General features: G+C 61.1%; 12 protein-coding genes. 1 reads left to right on the top strand and 11 read right to left on the bottom strand.

Features of this window, described 5'->3' with window-relative positions; all coding sequences use genetic code 11:
• Positions 1 to 106 precede the first annotated feature (106 nt).
• The gene (locus ABID58_RS14785) at positions 107 to 2974 is read right to left on the bottom strand and encodes an ATP-binding protein (protein WP_354033161.1); all 2868 of its coding nucleotides are present in this window, start codon (positions 2972 to 2974) and stop codon (positions 107 to 109) included.
• Positions 2975 to 3233: 259 nt separating this feature from the next.
• Between ABID58_RS14785 and ABID58_RS14790 the strand changes: the two genes are divergently transcribed.
• A complete protein-coding gene (locus ABID58_RS14790; RefSeq protein ID WP_354033162.1) occupies positions 3234 to 5981 on the top strand; it encodes a winged helix-turn-helix domain-containing protein in 2748 nt (915 codons plus the stop codon).
• A 13-nt stretch (positions 5982 to 5994) separates the two neighbouring features.
• Here the strand turns inward: ABID58_RS14790 and ABID58_RS14795 are convergent, their stop codons facing one another.
• The 10 genes from ABID58_RS14795 to ABID58_RS14840 form a co-directional block, all read right to left on the bottom strand.
• The gene (locus tag ABID58_RS14795; RefSeq protein WP_354033163.1) at positions 5995 to 8874 is read right to left on the bottom strand and encodes an ATP-binding protein; all 2880 of its coding nucleotides are present in this window, start codon (positions 8872 to 8874) and stop codon (positions 5995 to 5997) included.
• A 114-nt stretch (positions 8875 to 8988) separates the two neighbouring features.
• On the bottom strand, positions 8989 to 11841 hold the full coding sequence (locus tag ABID58_RS14800; RefSeq protein WP_354033164.1) for an ATP-binding protein: 2853 nt from the start codon (positions 11839 to 11841) through the stop codon (positions 8989 to 8991).
• Complete coding sequence (locus ABID58_RS14805) at positions 11838 to 12479, bottom strand: helix-turn-helix domain-containing protein (RefSeq protein WP_354033165.1); 642 nt, start codon at positions 12477 to 12479, stop codon at positions 11838 to 11840. The genes ABID58_RS14800 and ABID58_RS14805 overlap by 4 nt, the downstream gene beginning before the upstream one ends.
• A gap of 115 nt (positions 12480 to 12594) precedes the next feature.
• On the bottom strand, positions 12595 to 13395 hold the full coding sequence (locus tag ABID58_RS14810) for an acetoacetate decarboxylase family protein (protein ID WP_148750812.1): 801 nt from the start codon (positions 13393 to 13395) through the stop codon (positions 12595 to 12597).
• 130 nt (positions 13396 to 13525) lie between these two features.
• Positions 13526 to 14326, bottom strand: coding sequence for an acetoacetate decarboxylase family protein (locus ABID58_RS14815; RefSeq protein WP_354033166.1), 801 nt, complete (start codon positions 14324 to 14326; stop codon positions 13526 to 13528).
• A 747-nt stretch (positions 14327 to 15073) separates the two neighbouring features.
• Positions 15074 to 15469 carry a cytochrome o ubiquinol oxidase subunit IV gene (gene cyoD / locus ABID58_RS14820; RefSeq protein ID WP_354033167.1) on the bottom strand — a complete coding sequence of 132 codons (396 nt, stop codon included), beginning with the start codon at positions 15467 to 15469 and terminating at the stop codon, positions 15074 to 15076.
• Positions 15466 to 16098: a cytochrome (ubi)quinol oxidase subunit III gene (locus ABID58_RS14825; protein WP_148750810.1), complete on the bottom strand. Its 633-nt coding sequence runs from the start codon at positions 16096 to 16098 to the stop codon at positions 15466 to 15468. The genes cyoD and ABID58_RS14825 overlap by 4 nt, the downstream gene beginning before the upstream one ends.
• On the bottom strand, positions 16095 to 18083 hold the full coding sequence (gene cyoB / locus ABID58_RS14830; RefSeq protein WP_354033168.1) for a cytochrome o ubiquinol oxidase subunit I: 1989 nt from the start codon (positions 18081 to 18083) through the stop codon (positions 16095 to 16097). The genes ABID58_RS14825 and cyoB overlap by 4 nt, the downstream gene beginning before the upstream one ends.
• A complete protein-coding gene (gene cyoA, locus ABID58_RS14835) occupies positions 18080 to 18955 on the bottom strand; it encodes a ubiquinol oxidase subunit II (protein ID WP_148754983.1) in 876 nt (291 codons plus the stop codon). The genes cyoB and cyoA overlap by 4 nt, the downstream gene beginning before the upstream one ends.
• 1 nt (position 18956) lies before the next feature.
• On the bottom strand, positions 18957 to 19883 hold the full coding sequence (locus tag ABID58_RS14840; RefSeq protein ID WP_354033216.1) for a heme o synthase: 927 nt from the start codon (positions 19881 to 19883) through the stop codon (positions 18957 to 18959).
• Positions 19884 to 20078 lie beyond the last annotated feature (195 nt).

Consider the following 20078-nt stretch of genomic DNA (forward strand, 5'->3'; position numbering starts at 1 on the left):
TTCCTGCCACAACCTGCACCCAGCTGCACCGTGGGGGCTTGGATCGGAATGCGAGGACTTGAACCCGCCTGCGCTGACGGCGCACGGCCGGCGGATGGCGCGCCATTCAGCCGACGTCCTCGGTTCCGGATTGGAGTTGGCCGAGCATTTGCACCGCGCGATTGCGAGCAGGAAAGGAAATTCGGGCCGGCAATCGATCAAGACTCGTGCTGAGATATTGGTAAGCTTCCGGCAAGCGATCCTGTTTCAGCAACAGCGCGGCCAGTTCCGTCGCCGCCGTCAATTCGAACAGGGTGGCGGACTGGCGCTTGGCCCAGTCGATTGCCGACAGCAGGCTTTCTTCGGCGTCGAGATGATCCTCGGCAGATCGGGCCGCCAGGATGAGCCCTTTCATCCTGAACAGGGCGGGCATATGCAAGAATTTGCCGGCGCGCTGCTGTTGCTCGATTGCATTCACCGTGAGGGTCAGCGCCTGCTCGTGCTCACCTATGCCCACGAGGGCCAAGGCCAGATCGCAGGTAAAATCCATATTCAGCATCTCGTGACGCTGGACGTGAAGCTCTTCCAGGGCTCGCTTCAGCAATTGGATCGCTTCGATGCGATTGTCTTGAAGGAGCAACAACTGACCCTTCAGGCCTGTCGCTATGGCGCGATACGGCATCAGGGAATGCGCAGCGGAGAGCTCACTCAGTTCACCGATGTACTGCTCCGATTGCCTCAGGTCCGCCATAGTCAGAAACACAGGAAGGACCAAAGCCAGGGAACGGCAAAACGTGGCGGGGTTGCCTGACCTTTTGCCTTCCTCTCTGGCGCGCCTTGCATAGTCCAGCGATTGGTCGAGCAGGCCCCTGTACAGGAGACAACGTGCCATGCCGACGAGCAGGAAGCTCGTATAATGAAAAAGATACACTTCCGTTCGAGAGCGCGGTCCGGACGCCAGGTGTCGGAGGCCGGATTCGCAATACAGTTGCGCGGCGAGGTGATCGCCCGACAGATGTTCGGAGGCCGCCAACATGGCTTCGGCCAGTGCCAGGTCGTCGTGATCCCCCATCCTCAACGCCAGTTTCTTGCTCCGAACGGCGATGTCGGTCGCACCTCGAATGTCCATGATCCAGTGCGAATACGTGAAAAGTCCACTCAGAATTCTGAGCTCGTAGCGGAGATCTCCTTGCTCGATCGCAATCTCCAGCGCGTTCTCAAAGGCGATCCGGACGCGTTGGTCGTTACCCTCCGTATGCATCAAGGCCAGCGGTATCGATGCAGAGATTTCCATTGCGCGACGGGAGCCTCGATGCGGGTCTCCCAGGCTTGCCATCGCTCGCTCTGCCCATGCCTGGCATTCGAGCAACAGTGACAGCTCCAGAAACACCTGCGTGGAAGCGGCAGCCAGCCTCATTGCCGTCTCGGCATCGCCGTGCGGCCCAAAGCTCCATTCGAGCGCCGCACGGACGTTACTCAATTGGTCAGAATAGGCCGCAACTCTTTCAGCGCCTGGCAGGGTTAATAGATCCTCCCTCAGCGCTTCGAGGTGTCCGGCGAGGTATGCTGCATGCCGGCCGAAGACCATGTCGACTTCGGCATGCTCCTCCAGCTTTGCGAGCGCGTACGCCCGGGTCGTGTTCAGCAACCGATACTGTGCCTGCGCGGCATCGATCCGGGTTGCTATCAATGACTTCTCGACCAGGCCCGCGACCGCGTCGAAAATGTCTTCGGCGCCCACGCCGGGGTCACCCGTGACTGACCGCGCGCCATCCAGGGGGAAATGTCCGACGAAGGGAGCGATGCGTCGAAAGACGATCTTCTCTGCGTCGGACAAAAGATCGTAGCTCCAATCCAAGGTCGCCTTGAGCGTCCGATGTCTGGCAACAGCCGTCCGATGGCTCAGCTTCAGCAATTCCAGCCGGAACACCAGGAGGTCAGCCGTGTTCTTGAGGCCAAGGGCAGTCACCTGACCCGCGGCCAACTCGATCGCCAACGGGATTCCGTCGAGCTTTCGGCATATCTCCGCGACGAATGGCGCCTCCTTGTTGGTGAGAACGACGCTGCCTGCTCGCGTGGCCACACGCCGCACGAACAGCTGCACTGCCGGATATCGCAGCACGGCATTTGCCGTTTGCTCCGAGCCGTCCGGTGGAAAATCAAGCGGGAGAACCCGGCAGCAATGCTCACCCTCGACTTTCAACAATTCCCGGCTCGTGGTCAGGACATGGATCGCTTCGGTCTGCTGGTAGAGTTGTTCGGCGAGCGAGGCGACCGCCTCGATCACGTGCTCGCAGCTATCGAGTATGACGAGCAGCTTCCGTGACTGGATCAGGTCGAGCAGCTCCAGGCCGGGATCTTTCGATTTGAGTGCAAGCCCCAGGGAGGTCGCGACGGCCGCAGCGATATGGTTCGGATCGGTGAGGCTTTCCAGATCGACAAAATAAACCTCGCTGCCAAACGCCTCGGCGGCGGCCCGGCCGACGGCCAGAGCGATGGTGGTCTTGCCGATGCCGCCGGGGCCGAGCAGCGTCACGAACCGGTCATGTCGAAGCTTGTCGCTGACCTCCCTGACGAACGTCTCGCGCCCGATCATCGTGATCGGTCGCACCGGAAGCTTGCCCTGGTGCGGGGACCCGGCGTTCCTGCCTTCCGTGGCGCCTCCGAGGGGGACCATTGTGCCGACGAACGAGTAGCCCCGTCCCTTGATGTTTGCGATGTAGCGGTTTCCGAATTGGCCGTCACCAAGCGCCTTGCGGATCGCGGCCACGTGGACGCGGATGCTCCCCTCCTCGACCGTCACATCCGGCCAGACGTGATCGATCAACTCCTGCTTTGCGATCACCTCACCCGGACGCGCGGCAAGGTAGATCAGGATGTCGAGGGCCCTGCTGCCGAGCGGCAGCGCCACGCCGTCGCGCCGAAGCACCCGCTCCCTGCTCGAAAGCTCAAAGGGGCCAAACAGCAGATTTCCACGAAGCTCATCGTCAGCCATGGCTATTGGCACGGGCTTTGGGTGCTTTTCCTGGATATTCAACGATCCGCGAGAAGCCCAAGCGTGCGTTCTTGATAGACATCACCTTGCTTTCGGCTCCACGCGCGGACTTGAAGGGATCAGCACGCGGCGACCGGTATGCGGACTGCATACAACCGACCATGCCCGGCGCTTCCCTCTCGCTAACAGAGATCGTACACTTTCACCATTGTTTGCATCCCCCGAATGGGGGGAGGACCGACGTGGGTAGGGGGAGCCCTTGATCCAACCGCGCTCCAGCCATCCGACCCATGGAACGGGCACCTTGCCCGGCGGAGGACAGCTGCCGTTTCTCGCGACCAAGATCTTGCCGGCACGATTCGGCGGGCTGGTCACACGCCCCCGGCTCATCGCCATCTTGTCCGAGCTCCCGGCCAAGCGACTTGGAGTCATCAAGGCGCCGGCGGGCTTCGGCAAGAGCTCACTGGCAGCCACCTGGGCCGAGACGCTAGAGCAGGGCGGCAATGCCGTTGGGTGGCTGACCATCGATTCAGACGACGACGAGGCCACGCGGTTTCTGTTCTACGTGGCTCAGGCCCTGCACCAGGCCTGTCCGGACGTCGGCACCGGCGCGATTGGGCTGATCCTCGAGAACAACCTGATCGACCCGACAGCGATCCTGTCGAGCCTGATCAACGATCTGGCGGAGATCGAGGATGATGTTTACCTGTTTCTCGAGGACTATCACTGGGTCAGCGCTTCCCGCATCCATCAGACCGTCGCGTATTTTCTGAAGCACGCACCGTCCCACTGTCATGTGGTGCTGACGACGCGCACCGAACCTCCGCTGCCACTCGCGACCTTGCGCGCCCAGAACCAGCTGATGGAGATCGATGCCGAAGCGCTGCGGTTCGACATGCAGGAGACAAAGGCGTTTCTGGACAGCACCAAGCCCGGGGTTCTGGAAAACCCCGACGTCCAACTCCTGCAGCGCAAGACCGAAGGGTGGCCCGCCGCGCTTCGAATCATCTCATCCATGCCTTCGCAGTCCGGATCCGGTCTGAGGGAATATGTCCACAATCTCTCGGGCTCGCAGCGCCCGATTGCCGCCTACCTGACGGAGATGCTGGATGGGCTTCCGGTCGAACTGGTCGACTTCATGCTGCGCACGGCTGTTCTTGACCGGCTCTCCGGTCCTCTCTGCGAGGCCGTGACCGGCTTGAGCGCGAGCCGTGCAATCCTGGCATCGCTTGCCCAGCGCCAGATGCTGCTCACGCCGCTCGACAGCGATGGAGTCTGGTTTCGCTACCACACCCTGCTTGCCGAATATCTGCGACAGCGGCTGGAGGCGGACCGCGGCATTGAAGTTCCTCAACTGCACGGACGCGCGGCTCTTTGGTATGCCTCCCACGAATTGTGGACCGAGGCGGTCCAGCACGCGATTGCGGCCGGCGCTTCTGACCGTGCGATCGGCTGGATCAACAATTGCGCGATGGCTTTGATCAAGAGAGGCGATCTCTTCACCTTGCTGGAATGGCAGCGCCAGTTTCCCGACGAGCTCATGCGAGGCCAGTGCGAGGTCCGACTGGCGATCGCCTGGGGATTGGCGCTCGCGCTACGTTTTGACGAGGCCCTGAAGCTCGCAACCGACATCGAAGGCGATATCGCTGCAACGCCTCTGCCGGATGCCAACCTGCTGTGCGAATGCCAGGCGATCCGCTCGGTCGCCATCGCGCTGAAGGATGACAGCGAGAGCCCGCTGCCCCTGGCGCAGGATTGCGTGAACCGTTCATCCGATCCCTGGACCGCGAACGTCGCCTCGAACGTCGTTCGCTTCAGTCATATGAAGGCGGGCAACCTCAAGCAATTCCATGCGACGCCTTGGATTCCCTATTCAGTCGAGGAGGATCGCAGGAACGTATTTGCCTCGGTGTATAGACACTGCCTGAACGGGCTCGCAGAAGAGCGGCAGATACGTCTGGCGGCGGCAGGTGAGCACTACCGCGAGGGCTTCCGGATCGCCGAGCAGGATGTCGGGCCGAATTCAGTTGCGGCGGCCTTGCCTGCAAGCCTGATCGCGCGAATCAAATACGAGCAAGGCCTGCTCGATGAGGCGGAGGCCTGGGTGATCGATCGCATCCCGCTGATCAATTCGGGGACGATGCTCGACTGCGTGTGGAGCACTTACTTCGTGATCTCCCGGGTCGCCGCTGCGCGGATGAACTTCGAGCGGGCCCGCACCCTGTTGGAGCGCGCCGAAAATCTCGGCATCTCGCGGGATTGGGGAAGGCTCTCGGCCGGCGTGATCGCGGAGCAGGCGCGACTCTATTTGAACGATGGCCGGTTGGATGAAGGTGCCGCCTGCGTCGACCGCCTCGAACGCCTGGCACGGAAATACCCCGCACCGAGGCCTGGCGCCTGGTCGGAGATTGGATGGTACCACAGATTGACCCGCGCTCATTTGCTGGGCCAGCAAGCTCGCCCGGACGAGGCCATTTCAATCCTGCAACAATTGCAGCACGAAGCCGAAGCCATGGAACACCGTCAGTTCCTGATCTTCATTGCGATCCGCCAGTCGGCAGTTCAGCTCAGTGCGGGCAAGGCGGCGGAGGCGGTGAGCCGCTTTCGCCGTGTGCTCGCCGCGTGCGCGGCGGCCGGTCTTTATCAGACCGTTCTGGACGAAGGGCCAGTCATTTCCGAGCTTCTCCAGGCGACCCGGGAAGGAAACGTCAAGGCGGATCTGATCCCTTACGTCGATCGGCTCGCGGCGGGTCTACAGCGAGCACGACAGGATCGTTCAGCGCCGAGTTCAAGCGCGCGGATTCTCGGCGCATTGAGCCGCCGCGAGACTGACATTCTCACGCTGATCGCGGATGGATTGTCCAACAAGGAAATCGCCCGAAGCCTCGATATCGGTCCTGAGACCGTGAAGTCGCACCTCAAGAGCGTTTTCACCAAGCTCGGTGTGGAGAAGCGCGCACAGGCCGTATCACGCGCACAGACCCTGGGCATTGTCACCACGCAGTGAAGCTTCGCCCCATTCATCCGGCTTGCCGCGCACGAACACTGGTCTGCTCGAGGACTCGCCTCGCCAGCACGAGATCCGGCGTTTCGAAGCCCTCGGTAAACCGGCCGTAAACGGCTCCGATGAGCTCATGAGCTCTTCGGCCTTGCCCCCGATCGATCCAAAGCCGCGCAAGCTCCAATCCCGCCCGAAGTTCGAACGACAGCGCCGATTGTTGCGCAGCCAGGGTCATTGCCTCCCCGAAACACTCGGCAGCCAGATCGCGCTGCTGGGATTCCCCGCACACAAGGACCGAGCCTTTCGCCAGGAACAGCGCCGGAAGGTGAAGAGGCCTGTTCGATCCAAGCTGCGTGGCGATCGAACCATCAATGAGATTCAGCGCTTCCGCGCGCTGGTTTTGTTTGGCCAGACCGACGGCCAATTCGGAGACAAAATCCGTTACCAGCATTTCGTATCGCAGGACCCGCAGCTTCTCCAAGCTGTCCCGCAGATGACACATGCCATCCTCCGCCTGGCCGACGCGGACCAGATGGCGCCCCTTAAGTCCCACGGCGACGGCGCGAAATGGCTCCAATGAATATTTCTCGGCGGTGAGCTCGAGCGCAGAGAGATTCCGCTCGACCTGACCCAGCTCGTCGATCCAGAAATAGAGAGGCATCGTCAGAATCAGGGCTCGACACAGCGCGATCGGATGATCCGCTCTCTCTGCCTCCTCGATGGTTCTTTCAGCATAACCGGCGGCGCTGTCGAGATTGCCGGCGAACCAGTGCGATCGGGTCAGGTTGAACAGCGAGGTCGTGCGCAGATCAAACAGATATTGCGTTGCGTTGAACCGTCGGGAAGTCGGCGCCCCGCGCAAGGCCCGTTCGAGGTATTTCGGCGCGCGAACGTGGTCCGCAAGCATATAGTACGCTGCTCCCAGCATCGAATCCGCAAGCGCCGCATCCTCCGGATTTCCGGTCTTGTTCGCGACAGTCTCTGCGCGTCGCGCAACTTCAAGACTGCCCGCCGCGTCGATCGTACGATGAAGATACATCGACAGCCCGCTGAGAAGACGGAGTTGCTGGTAGGCATCCTCGCGCTGCTCCGCGAGCGTCAACGCAGTATTGAAGGCGTCGCGAACCCTTTCACTGTTGCCGGCGGTGAACATCAGCGACAGGGCGAGCGAAGCGTGGATTTCCATCTGGTCCCGCGGGTCGTCTTCCGCAGCAATCCGATCGAGCGCCTTCTCCATCCAATTCCGGCACTCCAGGAAAAGCGACTTGGCCAGAAGAAATTGCGAGGCGGCCGCCGCCATCCGTGTGGCCGCGCGATCGTTTCCATCGGGACCAAAGCTCCATTCGAGCGCGGCACGGACATCTCCAAGATTGTGCTGCGTCGAGTCTGTCAGAGATTGTCCGGGCTCCGGATCGAAGAGATTGCCGCGATTGTCCTGCAACGATCGGCTCAGATGGCTCGCGTGCCGCGCCGCCATGGAATGATGTTCACCGCTTTCGGCCAATTTCTCCCAGGCATAGGAGCGCGTGGTGTCAAGCAATCGGTAGAGCATCCGCCGGTAGCTGGGCCACGCCACGATCAGCGATTTGTTGACAAGGTTTTCGACGGCGCCCTCGATCTCGGACCGGTCAGTTCCGCCCTGCTCCGCAACCGCGCACGCCGCTTCCAACGAGAAGTGCCCGATGAAGATTGCGACACGTCGCAGCACGACGCGTTCGACCTCGGAGAGGTGATCGTGGCTCCAGTCCAGCGTTGCCTTGAGCGTCTGATGCCGCGGATTCGCTGTACGGCGACCGAACTTCAGAAGATCGAGGCGCGACCCCAACCTCGCCACGGTATTCCTGACACCGAACACAGCGGCTCGTCCGGCGGCGAGCTCGATGGCGAGCGCAATGCCGTCGAGCTTGCGGCAAATCTCGGCAACCAGGGGAGCTTCGTCGTCGCTGAGCGAAAAGCTGCCGCGGCGAGCACTGACGCGCTCGGCGAACAACCGTGCCGCCGGATAGGCAAGCACCTCTGACGCGGTCGGTCGCGGCTGCTCTGGCGGGCAGTCCAGTGGACAAAGACGCAATACGCGTTCGCCGGGAACGCGCAAGGTTTCCCTGCTGGTCGCGAGTATGTGGATCTCCGGGGCATTCCGGACGATATAGTCGGCGATGTCAGCGGTTCTCTCGATGACATGCTCGCAACTATCGAGAATGACAAGCGCCCTGCGCGCGCGCAGAAAATTGAGCAACGCCTCCCTTGGATCGACCAATTGCGGGGCGAGCCCGAGCGCGGACGCGACAGCGCCGATGACCTGCTCATTGTCGCCTGCCGTTGAAAGATCGACAAAGAAGACCGCCCCGGAGAAGTCGGCCAGCGCTCCGTGCCCGACTGACAGGGCAACCGTCGTCTTGCCAATGCCCCCGGCGCCCAAAATTGTAATCAGGCGCTGTTCCGTCCGGAGCCAGCGCTGGATCTCAAGGACCACGTTGTTGCGGCCAACCATGCGGCCCAGCGCGGGCGGCAGGTTGGACAATCCCGAAGATGCGTTACCCGTGTCGCGGCCTCCGGGAAGTCGCGCGACGGGCGCAATGAAGCTATAGCCGCGGCCCTGGATGTTCGCGATGTACTTGTTGCCGAACTGGCCGTCGCCCAGCGCCTTGCGCAGCGCTGACAGATGAACGCGAAGACTGCCTTCCTCGACCGTGACGTCAGGCCATGCCTTCGCGATCAGCTCAGACTTCGGGACGACCTCACCGGCGTTTTCGAGCAGAGCGATCAGGATGTCGTAGGCTCTGCCACCGAGTGGAACGATCTGGCTCGCCTTGCAGAGAGAGCGCTCGGCGACATTCAGCTCGAATGGGCCAAACCGAAGCCGGATTGCACTCGATGAGCCAACGTGTTGGACCGACATAAATCATTCCGCCAAGGCCGTCGACGATTTGGTTGTACCATTCGCCGTCAGCCTCGTGCAAACGCACCCCCAGCCATCAAGTTTTATCCGAAACCTCGTTTGGCAACAAGCCTGTCACTGCATCGAGTTGGCGGCGCCATCGTGCGAATGTGAAACGGCCAAAACCTGCCTGGCAAGCCGTAGATCGCGGCTCTCAAGATCGTCCCGAAACTTGGCGTGAGTGGCTTGCAAAGTGCGCCACGCAGCTTCCTGTCGTCCGGTTGACCGTTCGGCGACGGCGAGGCTGGTCGCGGCCCTGAGCGCCCACGACAGGCTTGCTTGCCTGTTTGCAAGCTCGAACGCGCGCTGAAAGTGTTGCCTGGCAACCGGCAATCCCTCGCCGCTGCTCAGGGCCAGTTCGCCCCTGATGCGATGCAGCTCCGGGCCATACCATCGGCTTTCGCCGAGATCGATCTTCGCGCGCTCGAAGATATCAAGCCCTTCCCTCGGCCGGCCCGCGAGAGCCATGCACATCGCAAACTCCGCCTGCAAGAACCAATCGAAAATTCCATAGCGGGCCGCGGACAGCTTCTCGAGACCCGCGTAGAGCATTGCGGAGGCCGCACTGATTTGCTCTCCTCGCCTGATTTCGTAGATGGCCTGCATGCCGAGACCAAGACCCTGGTAGTTGTGCAGAGCGAATTTCCCGGCATGGGTGACGAGCTCGTCCACGAGTGCTTCGGCTTCGCCGTCATCCGGATTTGTGAAATATGCGATGAGGCCCGCAAATGTCAGCGCCCCGCAAAGGTTCACGGTCCGGTTGGATTGGCGCGCCTCGGCGACAGCCATCTGATTGAACCTGCGGGCTTGATCCGGAGAGCCACGCAACCACGCCAGGGTCGCAAGACCGGCCAAATTGTCGACCTTGCGATCATAGCCAAACCGCTTGATCAGCAATTGGCGTGCGGCCTCGTCATCACGATGCAGCGACAATTCCAGCAGGCCTTGAGCTTCCGCAATGCGGCCGACGTGGTAGTAGGCGATGCCTCGCATATAATTGGCCGTTGCGATGGCGCCGATACGCCCCGTTCCTTCCGAAAAAGTGCCGCCGCGGTCCGCCAGCTCGATCGCTTGCGGATAGTTCGGAACGCGCAACTCGTGAGCCCATAGCACAAGCACGGCATCCATCTGATAGTCGATATCGTTGAGACCTTCGGCGAGAAGCAGCGCCTTGGCCCATGTCGCGTACGATTTTTCCGTCATGCCACCCGTGAACATCACGCAACTGGCGAGGGCCGACTGAAGGACCATCTCCTGCCGTGTGCCCGAATTCATCTCGTCGAGATGGCTTATGGCCTTTCTCATCCATTCCACGCATTCGGTAAGCAGCGCCATGCCCATCCAGGCGCTTGCCGATGCCGCAGCAAGTTCGACGCCGATTTTCGCATCGCCCGTGGCGGAAAACGCCCAATTCAGGGCGGCTCTGAGATTATCGACCTCGATCCCGAGCGCCCTGGACCAACCCGATATGTCCATCGCGGCGCCCTGCTTGAAAAGGTCGGTGAAATAGAGGGCGTGACGCCGGCGAAAAAGGTCCTGCTCGTCGCTCCTGGCCAGCCGCTGCAAGGCAAACGCGCGAGTGGGATCGAGCAAGCGCAGCGGCCCGTCTTGTCCCTGAGCCGCAATCATCGATTTCGAACGAAGCTCCCAGACGCAATCCGATACACTTGCTTCATCCACCGTCTCATCGGCTACAATTGCGACTGCCGCTTCGAACGTGAATCCGCCGGCAAATACGCTGAGCCGATTCAATATGCGCTTCTCTGCCGCGCCGAGCAGATCGTAGCTCCACTCCAACGTCGCGTTCAACGTCTGGTGCCTCGACGGCGCGGTCCTGCGCCCCACCCATGACAGGTTCAGCCGCTCGTCGAGCAGGCTTGCGGTCTTGCCAAGACCAAATATGTCGACCCTGCAGGCTGCGAGTTCGACGGCCAATGGAATACCATCGAGCCGACGGCAGATTCCCGCGGCAATCGGCGCATCCGCATCCGTCAGTTCGAAGTCACTTCGCACGGCCCGCACGCGGTCGACCAGCAATTGAACGGAGGGGTATTGCAGCGCGTCGCGCGCCGACAGGTTGCTGTCTTCCGGAGGGCATTCAAGCCCATCGAGTTCGTAGACATGCTCCCCCTCAACGCGCATGGCTTCCCGACTGGTCGCGAGCAAATGCAATGTCGGGACACGGCGAGTCAGTTCTTCGGCGACGGCCGAGGCTCCATGGATCAGATGCTCGCAACAGTCGAGAATGATGAGCGTTGGCCTTTCCTGCAAACGATCGATCAGGGCAGGCACGACGTTGGTTGTTTGCACCGACATGCCGAGTGACGTGGCAATGGCCGGCGCGACGAGTGACGCGTCGCCGAGCGCACTCAGGTCGATGAAAAGAACCTGGCCGTCGAAAGCTGCGCCCATTTCGTCGGCAACCGCGACCGCCACCGTGGTCTTGCCGACGCCGCCGGGCCCGATGATCGTGACAAACTTCTGTCCGGCCAGCTTCGCCTGAATCTCGGCCACGGCGCCTTCTCGTCCGAGCATCCGCATCAAGCGCGCAGGCACGCGGAGCCTCGGAGGCGGCCTGGGATTCTCCGACACGTCTGCGGCGCGTGAGGTGACTGGTACGACGAAGCTGTACCCCCGCCCGGGTATGTTCGCGATGTATCGCCTGCCAGGGTCGCTTCGATCGAGAGCCTTGCGCAGCGCTGAAATATGGACGCGCAGGCTGACTTGTTCCGCTCCTCTCTCCGGCCAAACGCGTTCGATCAGAGTTCTTCTGCCGACGACCTTGCCTGCCTGCTCCACCAGGACGATGAGGAGATCCATGGCACGCGCGCCGAGCGGCACGACTTTCGCGTCATTCGTCAGCAGTCGGTTTGCGATCGATAGTTCGAAGGGGCCGAAGCTGAGAACTGTCCCCTGCTGACCGCTCATGGGATAGTCTCGTCCATGTCGATTCTCGAGGTGATTACGCAGGGGATTCCGAGCTCGCGTCGCCAGTTGGCCGGGCTCTGGCCAAAGGCGTGTCTGAACAGCCTGCATAGATGGGCTTGATCGGAAAATCCTACGCTCAAGGCAATTTCGCTCAGTGGCGCCGCGCTGGTCATCATCAGGTGGCAGGCTCTCTCGAGGCGCCTTCTCACCACGTAGGCATGCGGCGACTCCCCAATGGCCAGCTTGAACTTCCGGGAGAAGTGCGCCGGGCTTCGACGTGCAACCGCGCTGAGATCCCGTATATGAATGGTCCGGTGTAGATTGCTATCGATGTACGCTCGCACGCGCAGGATCTGCCAGGCCGCCAGACCGCCCCTCGTGGAGCCGTTAGCGCCTGAACAGCGCTCGATCTCCGCCTGCAGGATGTGGGATGCCGTGGCCAGCGACACCCTGGCGGCATCGCGATCACGTTCCAGCTCCCGCCTTGCCGTTTCAAGCAGCCTGGCCAGGCTGCTCGCAACCAGGTTGAACTGTTGGTCGGATGCAAAGGAAGATCCTGGTGCAGTAGCCGGAAGTCCTGCCATAGTCATTCCCTCGACGATCACCCAACAGCCCGGATCGGCGAGAGAGTGCAGCAAGGCAAGCCTCTTGGCTTGTTAAGTAGTGTTCTGAACAGTTAAATACGAGCAAATGCTCCGTTTCTGGGCAAACGTTCGAAAATGAGAAAAACCATTTTATTTTCAATAAGATCGCTTACGCGCCGTGATTTTCGAGGACCTTCAGATCGCTGATCGAGTAGGACAGTGAGTAGCGGAATCCCGCCTCGATCCGCCTCGGCGCGAGCGCGTGGAGTTCTTCGCCATTCGTTTCCGGAAAATTGAGCTCTCCCGTCCCGATCCATGCGCCGGCCACGGTGAGATTGTCCGTGACCGACATCGCCAGCTCGTCGACCGCGGGCTCGTCCCGGTCTCCGGCCACCAGTCTCGGGAAATATCGCAGCAAGACCGTGGGGCGGGTGAACAGAGACAATCCGTCTTCGACCGGCTTGCGCAAGGTGACGCACGCTTCCGCAAGACGCTGGCCATGCGCCGAGAGGCTGGCGCCAAACCGGCTCCCGGGCGCGACCGGCGCCGCGGCGGGCCCTGAGGCCACAAAGGAGCGTGTCTGAAAGATGCTGCCCATCTTCTTCGGAAACCCCTGCGTCCAGCCGCGCGCCAGCGCAGCATCATTGTCGACATAGATGTAGGGACACCACATGACCGGCACGTCGCGATGCATGGCGTCGACCAGGACAAGCGCCTCACGATATTGATAACGGGCCGGCTCGAGATATTCGTCGTCCTGGGCGGTGAATTGCCAATCCAAAAACATCATGACGGCGTGACCGTTCGACGCCGGATCCGGCGACAGACCGCTCGGCAATGTGGCTGCTGCCGCGTCGGGATCGGTCCAGAACTCTATTCCGACGGCATCACCGGCATAGTGCCAGGGCGGCGGCGGAGTGAGAGCGGCCTGGCCGAATGGTGACTTCGGAACTGTAAAGCCTTTGAGCATGCCCGTGTCCTGGGTGCATCACTTTCGGCACAGAGGCTACCGGAACCAGCCGCGCTGGATTTGATTGAAATGCGTCGATTTGTTGATTCCTGCCGCAATCCAGAACACGCCGGGTTGCACCGACCTATTGCTAGGCGGTCAGGTCCGCCAGAACCTCGACATCGGTGACGGAATGGGAAAACGAGAACCGATATCCGCGCCCGACCTTGAGCGGCCCCAGCATGTCCAGCTCCTCGCCATAGGCTTCCGGAAACTCGAGCTCGGCCTCGCCGATCCAGACGTTTGTGATGAGGAGGTGATCCGAAATGCATCGAACGAGCTCATCCACCGCCGGCTTGTCGTGCATGCCAGCGCAGAGCCGCGGAAAATATCGCCGTCCCACAATCCGGCGATCGAGCAAGCCGATCAGACGCTCGGCTTTTTCGCGCAAGGTCACGCTGGCCTGCACCAGCAAACGGCCATGAGCGGACATGCAGGCCGAAAATCTGCCATCATGCACGAGCGGCGCCGAAGCCTGGCTCGCAGCGGCAAACGTCCGGGTCTGGTGCACAGTGCCGAACTTTCTCGGGTAGCCTTGAATCCAGCCTCTCATCAATGCGGCGTCGTTGTCCACATAGCAGTATGGGCACCACGCGATCCGTGTGCCGTTCCACATCGCGTCGAGGAGAACGCTGAATCCGCGACATTGATATCTTGCCGGATCCAGATGCTCATCGTTTTGCGCGGTGAACTGATAGTCCGTGAAGACCGCAACAGAATGGCCTCGACATTTCTCATCGAGCTCCACACCCGGCGGAAGGATCTGGACCGATACATCGGGATCATTCCAGAATTCCACCGCGAGCACGTCTCCCGCGAAGTGCCAGGGTGGCGACGGGACCAATGCGGCAATGCCAAGGGGAGACCGAGGCGCAGTAAATCCCTTGAGCATGTCTTCGCCCCGCCAGCAGTCGATGTCAGGCGCATCATTCCAAGATCGAACACTAGCGTCCGCATCAAACTCGACGCTTGGACGAACGTGTGATGACTTGGCCGTTCGTGCGCGCCCCCGTCGATACCCCACAAGGCCGTTCCAGGACGCGGTCGGCCGCGGCAGGGTCGAAAGCTACAAACGCTGACGTTTGCGACAAGCCCGCGCTCCGGCCAGAGCGTATCGATGTCTGCTTGACGAGATCGAGTATTGGCCTCGATTAATCAGCGCGAGACTCCTGATGAAAACGAAAAGCTCAAACAGACGGACGCAACGACGGTCGAGATCCCTGGCGCGGGGTATGTCCCTGTGCCTGCTGCTCGCCACCGCTTGGTCCGCGCCCTCGTTCTCGCAAGGGACACCGGAACAACGCGCGGCATGCACGCCCGACGCGTTCAGGCTTTGCAGTGCGTTCATCCCAAATGCGGACGACATAGCGATTTGTCTCAGAGAGCGGAGCTCCGAACTCAGCGATGCTTGCAGGCAGGTGATCCAGGTAGAAATCACCCAAACGCGCGGCGCCAGGGATGCCAAAAGCACGCGCAAACCCACCACAAGATAGTCAACTCGTAAGACGTCCATCCCTCAGCGCTGTTCGACAGCGCTTGGGGCGCAAATGCCTCTTGATCGACGAAGTCTCCAGAACCATCAAAATACACTGCGCGGGGACGGCATGATCGATCGACAGCGCCCGTCCCCGCGCCCTCATCAATGTTGCATCCTCATGCCCATCGGCGCGCCCGGCGGCATCATCATGCTCGCGTTCATGTCAGCTACAATCCACATTGTGCCGGCGATTACGACGAATGCGATGAGAGCGCCAAAGGCGAGCGCGAGCACGTTGTTGGTGCTTTCCGGCCCGCTGCTGATGTGCAGGAAAAATACCAGGTGAATGCCCATCTGCGCAATGGCGAGGACCGCGAGCCCGAGGACTACGCCGCCCGACCAGAGCAACGTCGTGTTCGCCGTCCAGAACGATGTGGCCGTGAGAAGAGCCGCCACAAACAGGCCGATCGAGTAGACGAGAAACTCCGATGGAGCCGATGCGTCGATCTCGCGGCTCGGCCTGTCTCCGGGCGCGCGTTCGTGTCGGGTCTCGGTCATGAACTCACTCCCATCAGATAAACCACCGTCAGCACCCCGACCCAAACGATATCGAGCGCGTGCCAAAACAACGAGAAACAGAGCAGGCGATGCTGCACCCTCGCAGCGAATCCAAATACCGCAACCTGCACCATCATCACGGTCAGCCAGATCAATCCGAGCGTAACGTGCAGCCCGTGGCATCCGACAAGCGTGAAGAATGCAGACAGAAACGCACTCCGCTGCGGCGCCGCACCGATGGCTATCATGCCCACGAATTCGCGGATCTCGAGACCAAGAAATATGGCTCCGAGGACGAAGGTGATCAGCGCTCCCAAATAGGTCCTGAAATAGCGGCGCGAATTGACCGCCAAGGACATCAGCCCGCACGTGTAGCTCGAAAAGAGAAGGCAGGCCGTCTCGATCGCGACCGTCGCCTGATTGAACAGCTGGGCGCCGGTCGGGCCGCCCGCCGTTGAGCGCACGAGGACCGCGTAGCTTGCGAACAGCGCGGCGAACATGATGATGTCGCTCAGCAGGAAGATCCAGAAGCCATAGGCGACCACGATCCTCTTTGGAGCGGGTCCCGCTTCACTCGCACTTGGCAGTGGCTCTTGCGGAATCTGATCAATTGCGATGGCGATATTCATGCTGCAACTCCAGCCTGGTGGGCCCGTACGAACCGGGCGATCTCCTCGGCCGGCACCTCAATTTCGTTGTGTCGGCGGAATGAGAAGGCAACTAGCGTCACGAATGCGCCGAACATCCCGACGCCGGCCAGCCACCAGATGTGCCAGATCAGCGCAAAGCCGATGACGACGGCGAAGAACGCAGTAACAAAGCCCGTTGCGCTGTTCTTCGGCATTTCGACGGGCTCGTACGTGCGCCTCGGCGTTGGCTCCTCCTTCGTCGCCTGGGCGCGGCTCTTGCTGCTCCAGAACGCATCCAGTCCGGCGACCTTGGGTTGGAAAGCGAAATTCCATGCCGGTGGCGGCGACGCCGTCGCCCATTCGAGCGTGCGGCCGTTCCAGGGGTCACCGGTCGCGTCCCGCAATTCCTCACGATGACGGATCGACACCACGAGTTGCACGATCTGGCAGACGACACCGACCAGGATGATTGCAGTGCCGAATGCCGCCGCTATCAACCACGGTTGCCACGACAGATTGTCGTAGTGTTGCATGCGCCGGGTCATGCCCATCAGGCCCAGCACGTAGAGCGGCATGAAGGCAACATAGAAGCCGACGAACCAGCACCAGAACGACGCCTTGCCCCAGCGTTCGTCGAGCCTGAACCCGAACGCCTTGGGGAACCAGTAGTTATATCCCGCCATCACGCCGAACACGACGCCGCCGATCGCGACGTTGTGGAAGTGCGCGACCAAGAATACGCTGTTGTGCAGCTGGAAGTCTGCCGGAGGCACCGCCATGAGCACGCCTGTCATGCCGCCGATGACGAAAGTCACCATGAAGCCAATCGACCACAGCACCGGCACCGAGAACCGAACCCGACCGCCGTACATCGTGAATAGCCAGTTGAACACCTTCGCGCCCGTCGGTAGAGCAATGATCATGCTCATGACGCCGAAGAAACCGTTGACGTTTGCGCTGGCACCCATTGTGAAGAAGTGGTGCAGCCAGACCAGGAAGGAGAGGACACAGATGGTCATCGTCGCGGCGACCATCGAGCGATAGCCGAACAGCGGCTTGCCGGAGAAGGTCGCCATCACCTCCGAGAATACTCCGAACGCCGGCAGGATCAGGATGTAGACCTCGGGGTGCCCCCACACCCAGAACAGGTTGGAGTACAGCATCTGGTTGCCTTGGCCTTCGAGCGTGAAGAAGTGAAAGCCGAGGTAGCGATCGAGCGCCAGCATTGCGAGTGTCGCGGTCAGGACCGGAAAAGCCGCCACAATGAGCAGGTTGGCGGCAAGCGCGGTCCAGCAGAAGACGGGCATACGCATATAGCTCATCCCCGGTGCCCGCAGTTTGAGGATGGTCGTGACGAAATTTATTCCCGCCAGGAGAGTGCCGATACCGGAGATTTGCAGCGACCAGAGATAGTAGTCGACGCCGACGCCGGGCGAGTATTGCAATTCGCTCAGTGGCGGATACCCCCACCAGCCGGCCTTTGAGAACTCGCCGACCGCCAGCGAAACGTTGACCAACAACGCGCCCGAGGCGGTCAGCCAGAAGCTGACGGAATTGAGCGTGGGGAATGCGACGTCCCGAACACCGAGTTGCAGCGGCACTGCAAAGTTCATGAGCCCGACCACGAACGGCATTGCCATGAACAAGATCATGATCGTGCCGTGTGCCGAGAATATCTGATTGAAATGCTCGGGCGGCAGATAACCTTGGGCACCGCCGGCCGCGATCGCCTGCTGCGCACGGATCATAATCGCATCACTGAAGCCACGCAGCATCATGACGAGCGCCAGTATACAATACATGGCGCCTATCCGCTTGTGGTCGACCGAGGTGAGCCACTCACGCCATAGATAGGGCCAAGCTCCCTTCGCCGTGACGAATCCGAGAACAACCAGCACGATCAGGATCATGAATCCCGTTGCACCCATGATGATCGGCTCATGGAGGGGAATCGCACTCCAATCGAGCTTACCAAGGAGATTCATCGCTCTGCCCTCTGCGAGGTTGAACAAACTGTTAGAGAAGAGTCCTGAGTACCCATGCCGGCGTTTACGATGCTGCCGAACAGATCGGGGGCGACGCCACGATAGGTGAACGGCGCGACCGCTTTGCTCGGCTTGACCAGGTCGGCGTAAGCCTGCTTATCGAGCACCGAGCCTGTTTCGCGGACTTGGCGAACCCATTGCGCAAATCCGCCGTCTGTTACTGCATCGACCGTGAAGCGCATGTCGGGAAAGCCGTCGCCGCTGAACATGGCGGAGATCCCGGGATAGGTCCCGAGATGGTCCGCCTGCAGGTGAAGGCGGGTCGCCATTCCGGACATGGTGTAGATCTGGCTTCCGAGTTGAGGCACGAAGAAGCTGTTCATGACGCTCGATGAGGTCAATTCGAAGCTGACCGGCGTGCCAACCGGCACGACCAGCTTGTTGACGCTCGCGATCCCCTCGTCCGGATAGATGAAGAGCCATTTCCAGTCGAGCGAGACGACCTGGACGTTGACGGGCTTGACCGTCGAGCTAATCGGCTTGCCCGGATCGAGATCGTGTGCGCCGATCCATGCGACGCCGCCGACCAGGAGCACCGTCATTGCGGGGATGGACCAGACCAGCAACTCAAGACGTCCGGAATATGTGAAATCCGGCCGATAGCGCGCGCGCTCGTTCGATGCACGAAACCAGAAAGCGAAGCCAAGTGTGGCGAGGATCACCGGGATCACGATCGCCAGCATGATACCGAGGGCGTTGAACAGGATCTGCCGCTCCGCGAGCGCGACGGGCCCTTTCGGATCAAGCACGCCGTCGCAGCCGCCGAGGGTCGCGGCACCGATCAGGACGACAGCAAGTAAACCATAGCGCATGTCAGGCCTCGCTGAAGTTGACGATGCCATTCTGCGACCAGCGCATGAATGACGACGGTTCGGCTCGATGGTCGATCAGGAGAGCCGCGAACAGCACGAACAAATAGGCGATGGAGAACACAAACAGTCGTTGAGCGGCGCGGCGATCAGTCTCGACACTTCGGTTCAGCCGACCTGCGAGCAGAAGGAAAATCGCACCGCAGATCGCGGCGATCGCGCCATACACTGTGCCTGCAAATCCGATCGCCCAGGGCAGCTCCGAGGCGAGAGCCAGCAAGCCGCTGTAGATCAGGATCTGCCGCGTTGTCGCAGCGCGTCCCGCGACAACCGGCAGCATCGGCACGCCTGCACGCGCGTAGTCATCGGTGCGGTTGAGCGCCAGGGCCCAGAAATGCGGCGGCGTCCACAAGAAGATGATGAGGAAGAGCGCCAGCGGCTCCAACCCGATGTGTCCGGTTGCCGAGGCCCACCCGACCACCGGCGGAAGCGCACCTGCGACGCCGCCGATGACGATGTTCTGCGGCGTCGTCCGCTTCAGCCACGCCGTGTACACGACGACATAAAAGAGGATGGTGCCAGCCAGCAATGCGGCTGCCATAAGGTTCGTCGCCAGGGCGAGAACCATCACAGCAAGACCGCCAAGAACGAGTCCAAGGACAAGCGCCTCGAAGCGGGAGACCTTGCCGACGGGAATCGGCCGCGCGGCGGTGCGGCTCATGACCGCATCGATATCGGCGTCGTACCACATGTTGAGGACGCCGGCGGCTCCAGCCCCGGCGGCGATGGCGAGAACGGCGGCAAGCGTGGCCGGCAGATCAGGTCGAGCCGGGGCGATGCTCATTCCGACGAGCGCGGTGAAGACGGCAAGACTCATGACACGCGGTTTTGTAAGTGCGACGAAATCAGACGCGCTCCATTGACCGGCCATCGAGCGGGCGGAATGAGATGTTGGCGCGAAGCGAGACCGCCTTTCCCAAAGCGAGCCGGCAATGGATTTGACGTTCATTTCGCTGCTCCGGATCAATCAGGATGGGCGCTGTCGTGTTCAGCTTGAACAGCGGTCATAGCGCCCCACCGAATATGCATCGTCACATTCGGCCGAGATTGAACGCGGCTGCTCGAT

It is taken from the genome of Bradyrhizobium sp. S3.2.6, from assembly GCF_040546885.1.
In the GTDB taxonomy this organism is placed as follows: domain Bacteria; phylum Pseudomonadota; class Alphaproteobacteria; order Rhizobiales; family Xanthobacteraceae; genus Bradyrhizobium; species Bradyrhizobium cytisi.

Bases quoted from the DNA above. Each gene is read 5' to 3' on its own strand.
- ABID58_RS14785 (WP_354033161.1), bottom strand. From the start codon at position 2,974: ATGGCTGACGATGAGCTTCGTGGAAATCTGCTGTTTGGCCCCTTTGAG.
- ABID58_RS14795 (WP_354033163.1), bottom strand. From the start codon at position 8,874: ATGTCGGTCCAACACGTTGGCTCATCGAGTGCAATCCGGCTTCGGTTT.
- ABID58_RS14800 (WP_354033164.1), bottom strand. From the start codon at position 11,841: ATGAGCGGTCAGCAGGGGACAGTTCTCAGCTTCGGCCCCTTCGAACTA.
- ABID58_RS14810 (WP_148750812.1), bottom strand. From the start codon at position 13,395: ATGCTCAAAGGCTTTACAGTTCCGAAGTCACCATTCGGCCAGGCCGCT.
- ABID58_RS14815 (WP_354033166.1), bottom strand. From the start codon at position 14,326: ATGCTCAAGGGATTTACTGCGCCTCGGTCTCCCCTTGGCATTGCCGCA.
- cyoD (WP_354033167.1), bottom strand. From the start codon at position 15,469: ATGACCGAGACCCGACACGAACGCGCGCCCGGAGACAGGCCGAGCCGC.
- ABID58_RS14825 (WP_148750810.1), bottom strand. From the start codon at position 16,098: ATGAATATCGCCATCGCAATTGATCAGATTCCGCAAGAGCCACTGCCA.
- cyoB (WP_354033168.1), bottom strand. From the start codon at position 18,083: ATGAATCTCCTTGGTAAGCTCGATTGGAGTGCGATTCCCCTCCATGAG.
- cyoA (WP_148754983.1), bottom strand. From the start codon at position 18,955: ATGCGCTATGGTTTACTTGCTGTCGTCCTGATCGGTGCCGCGACCCTC.
- ABID58_RS14840 (WP_354033216.1), bottom strand. From the start codon at position 19,883: ATGGCCGGTCAATGGAGCGCGTCTGATTTCGTCGCACTTACAAAACCG.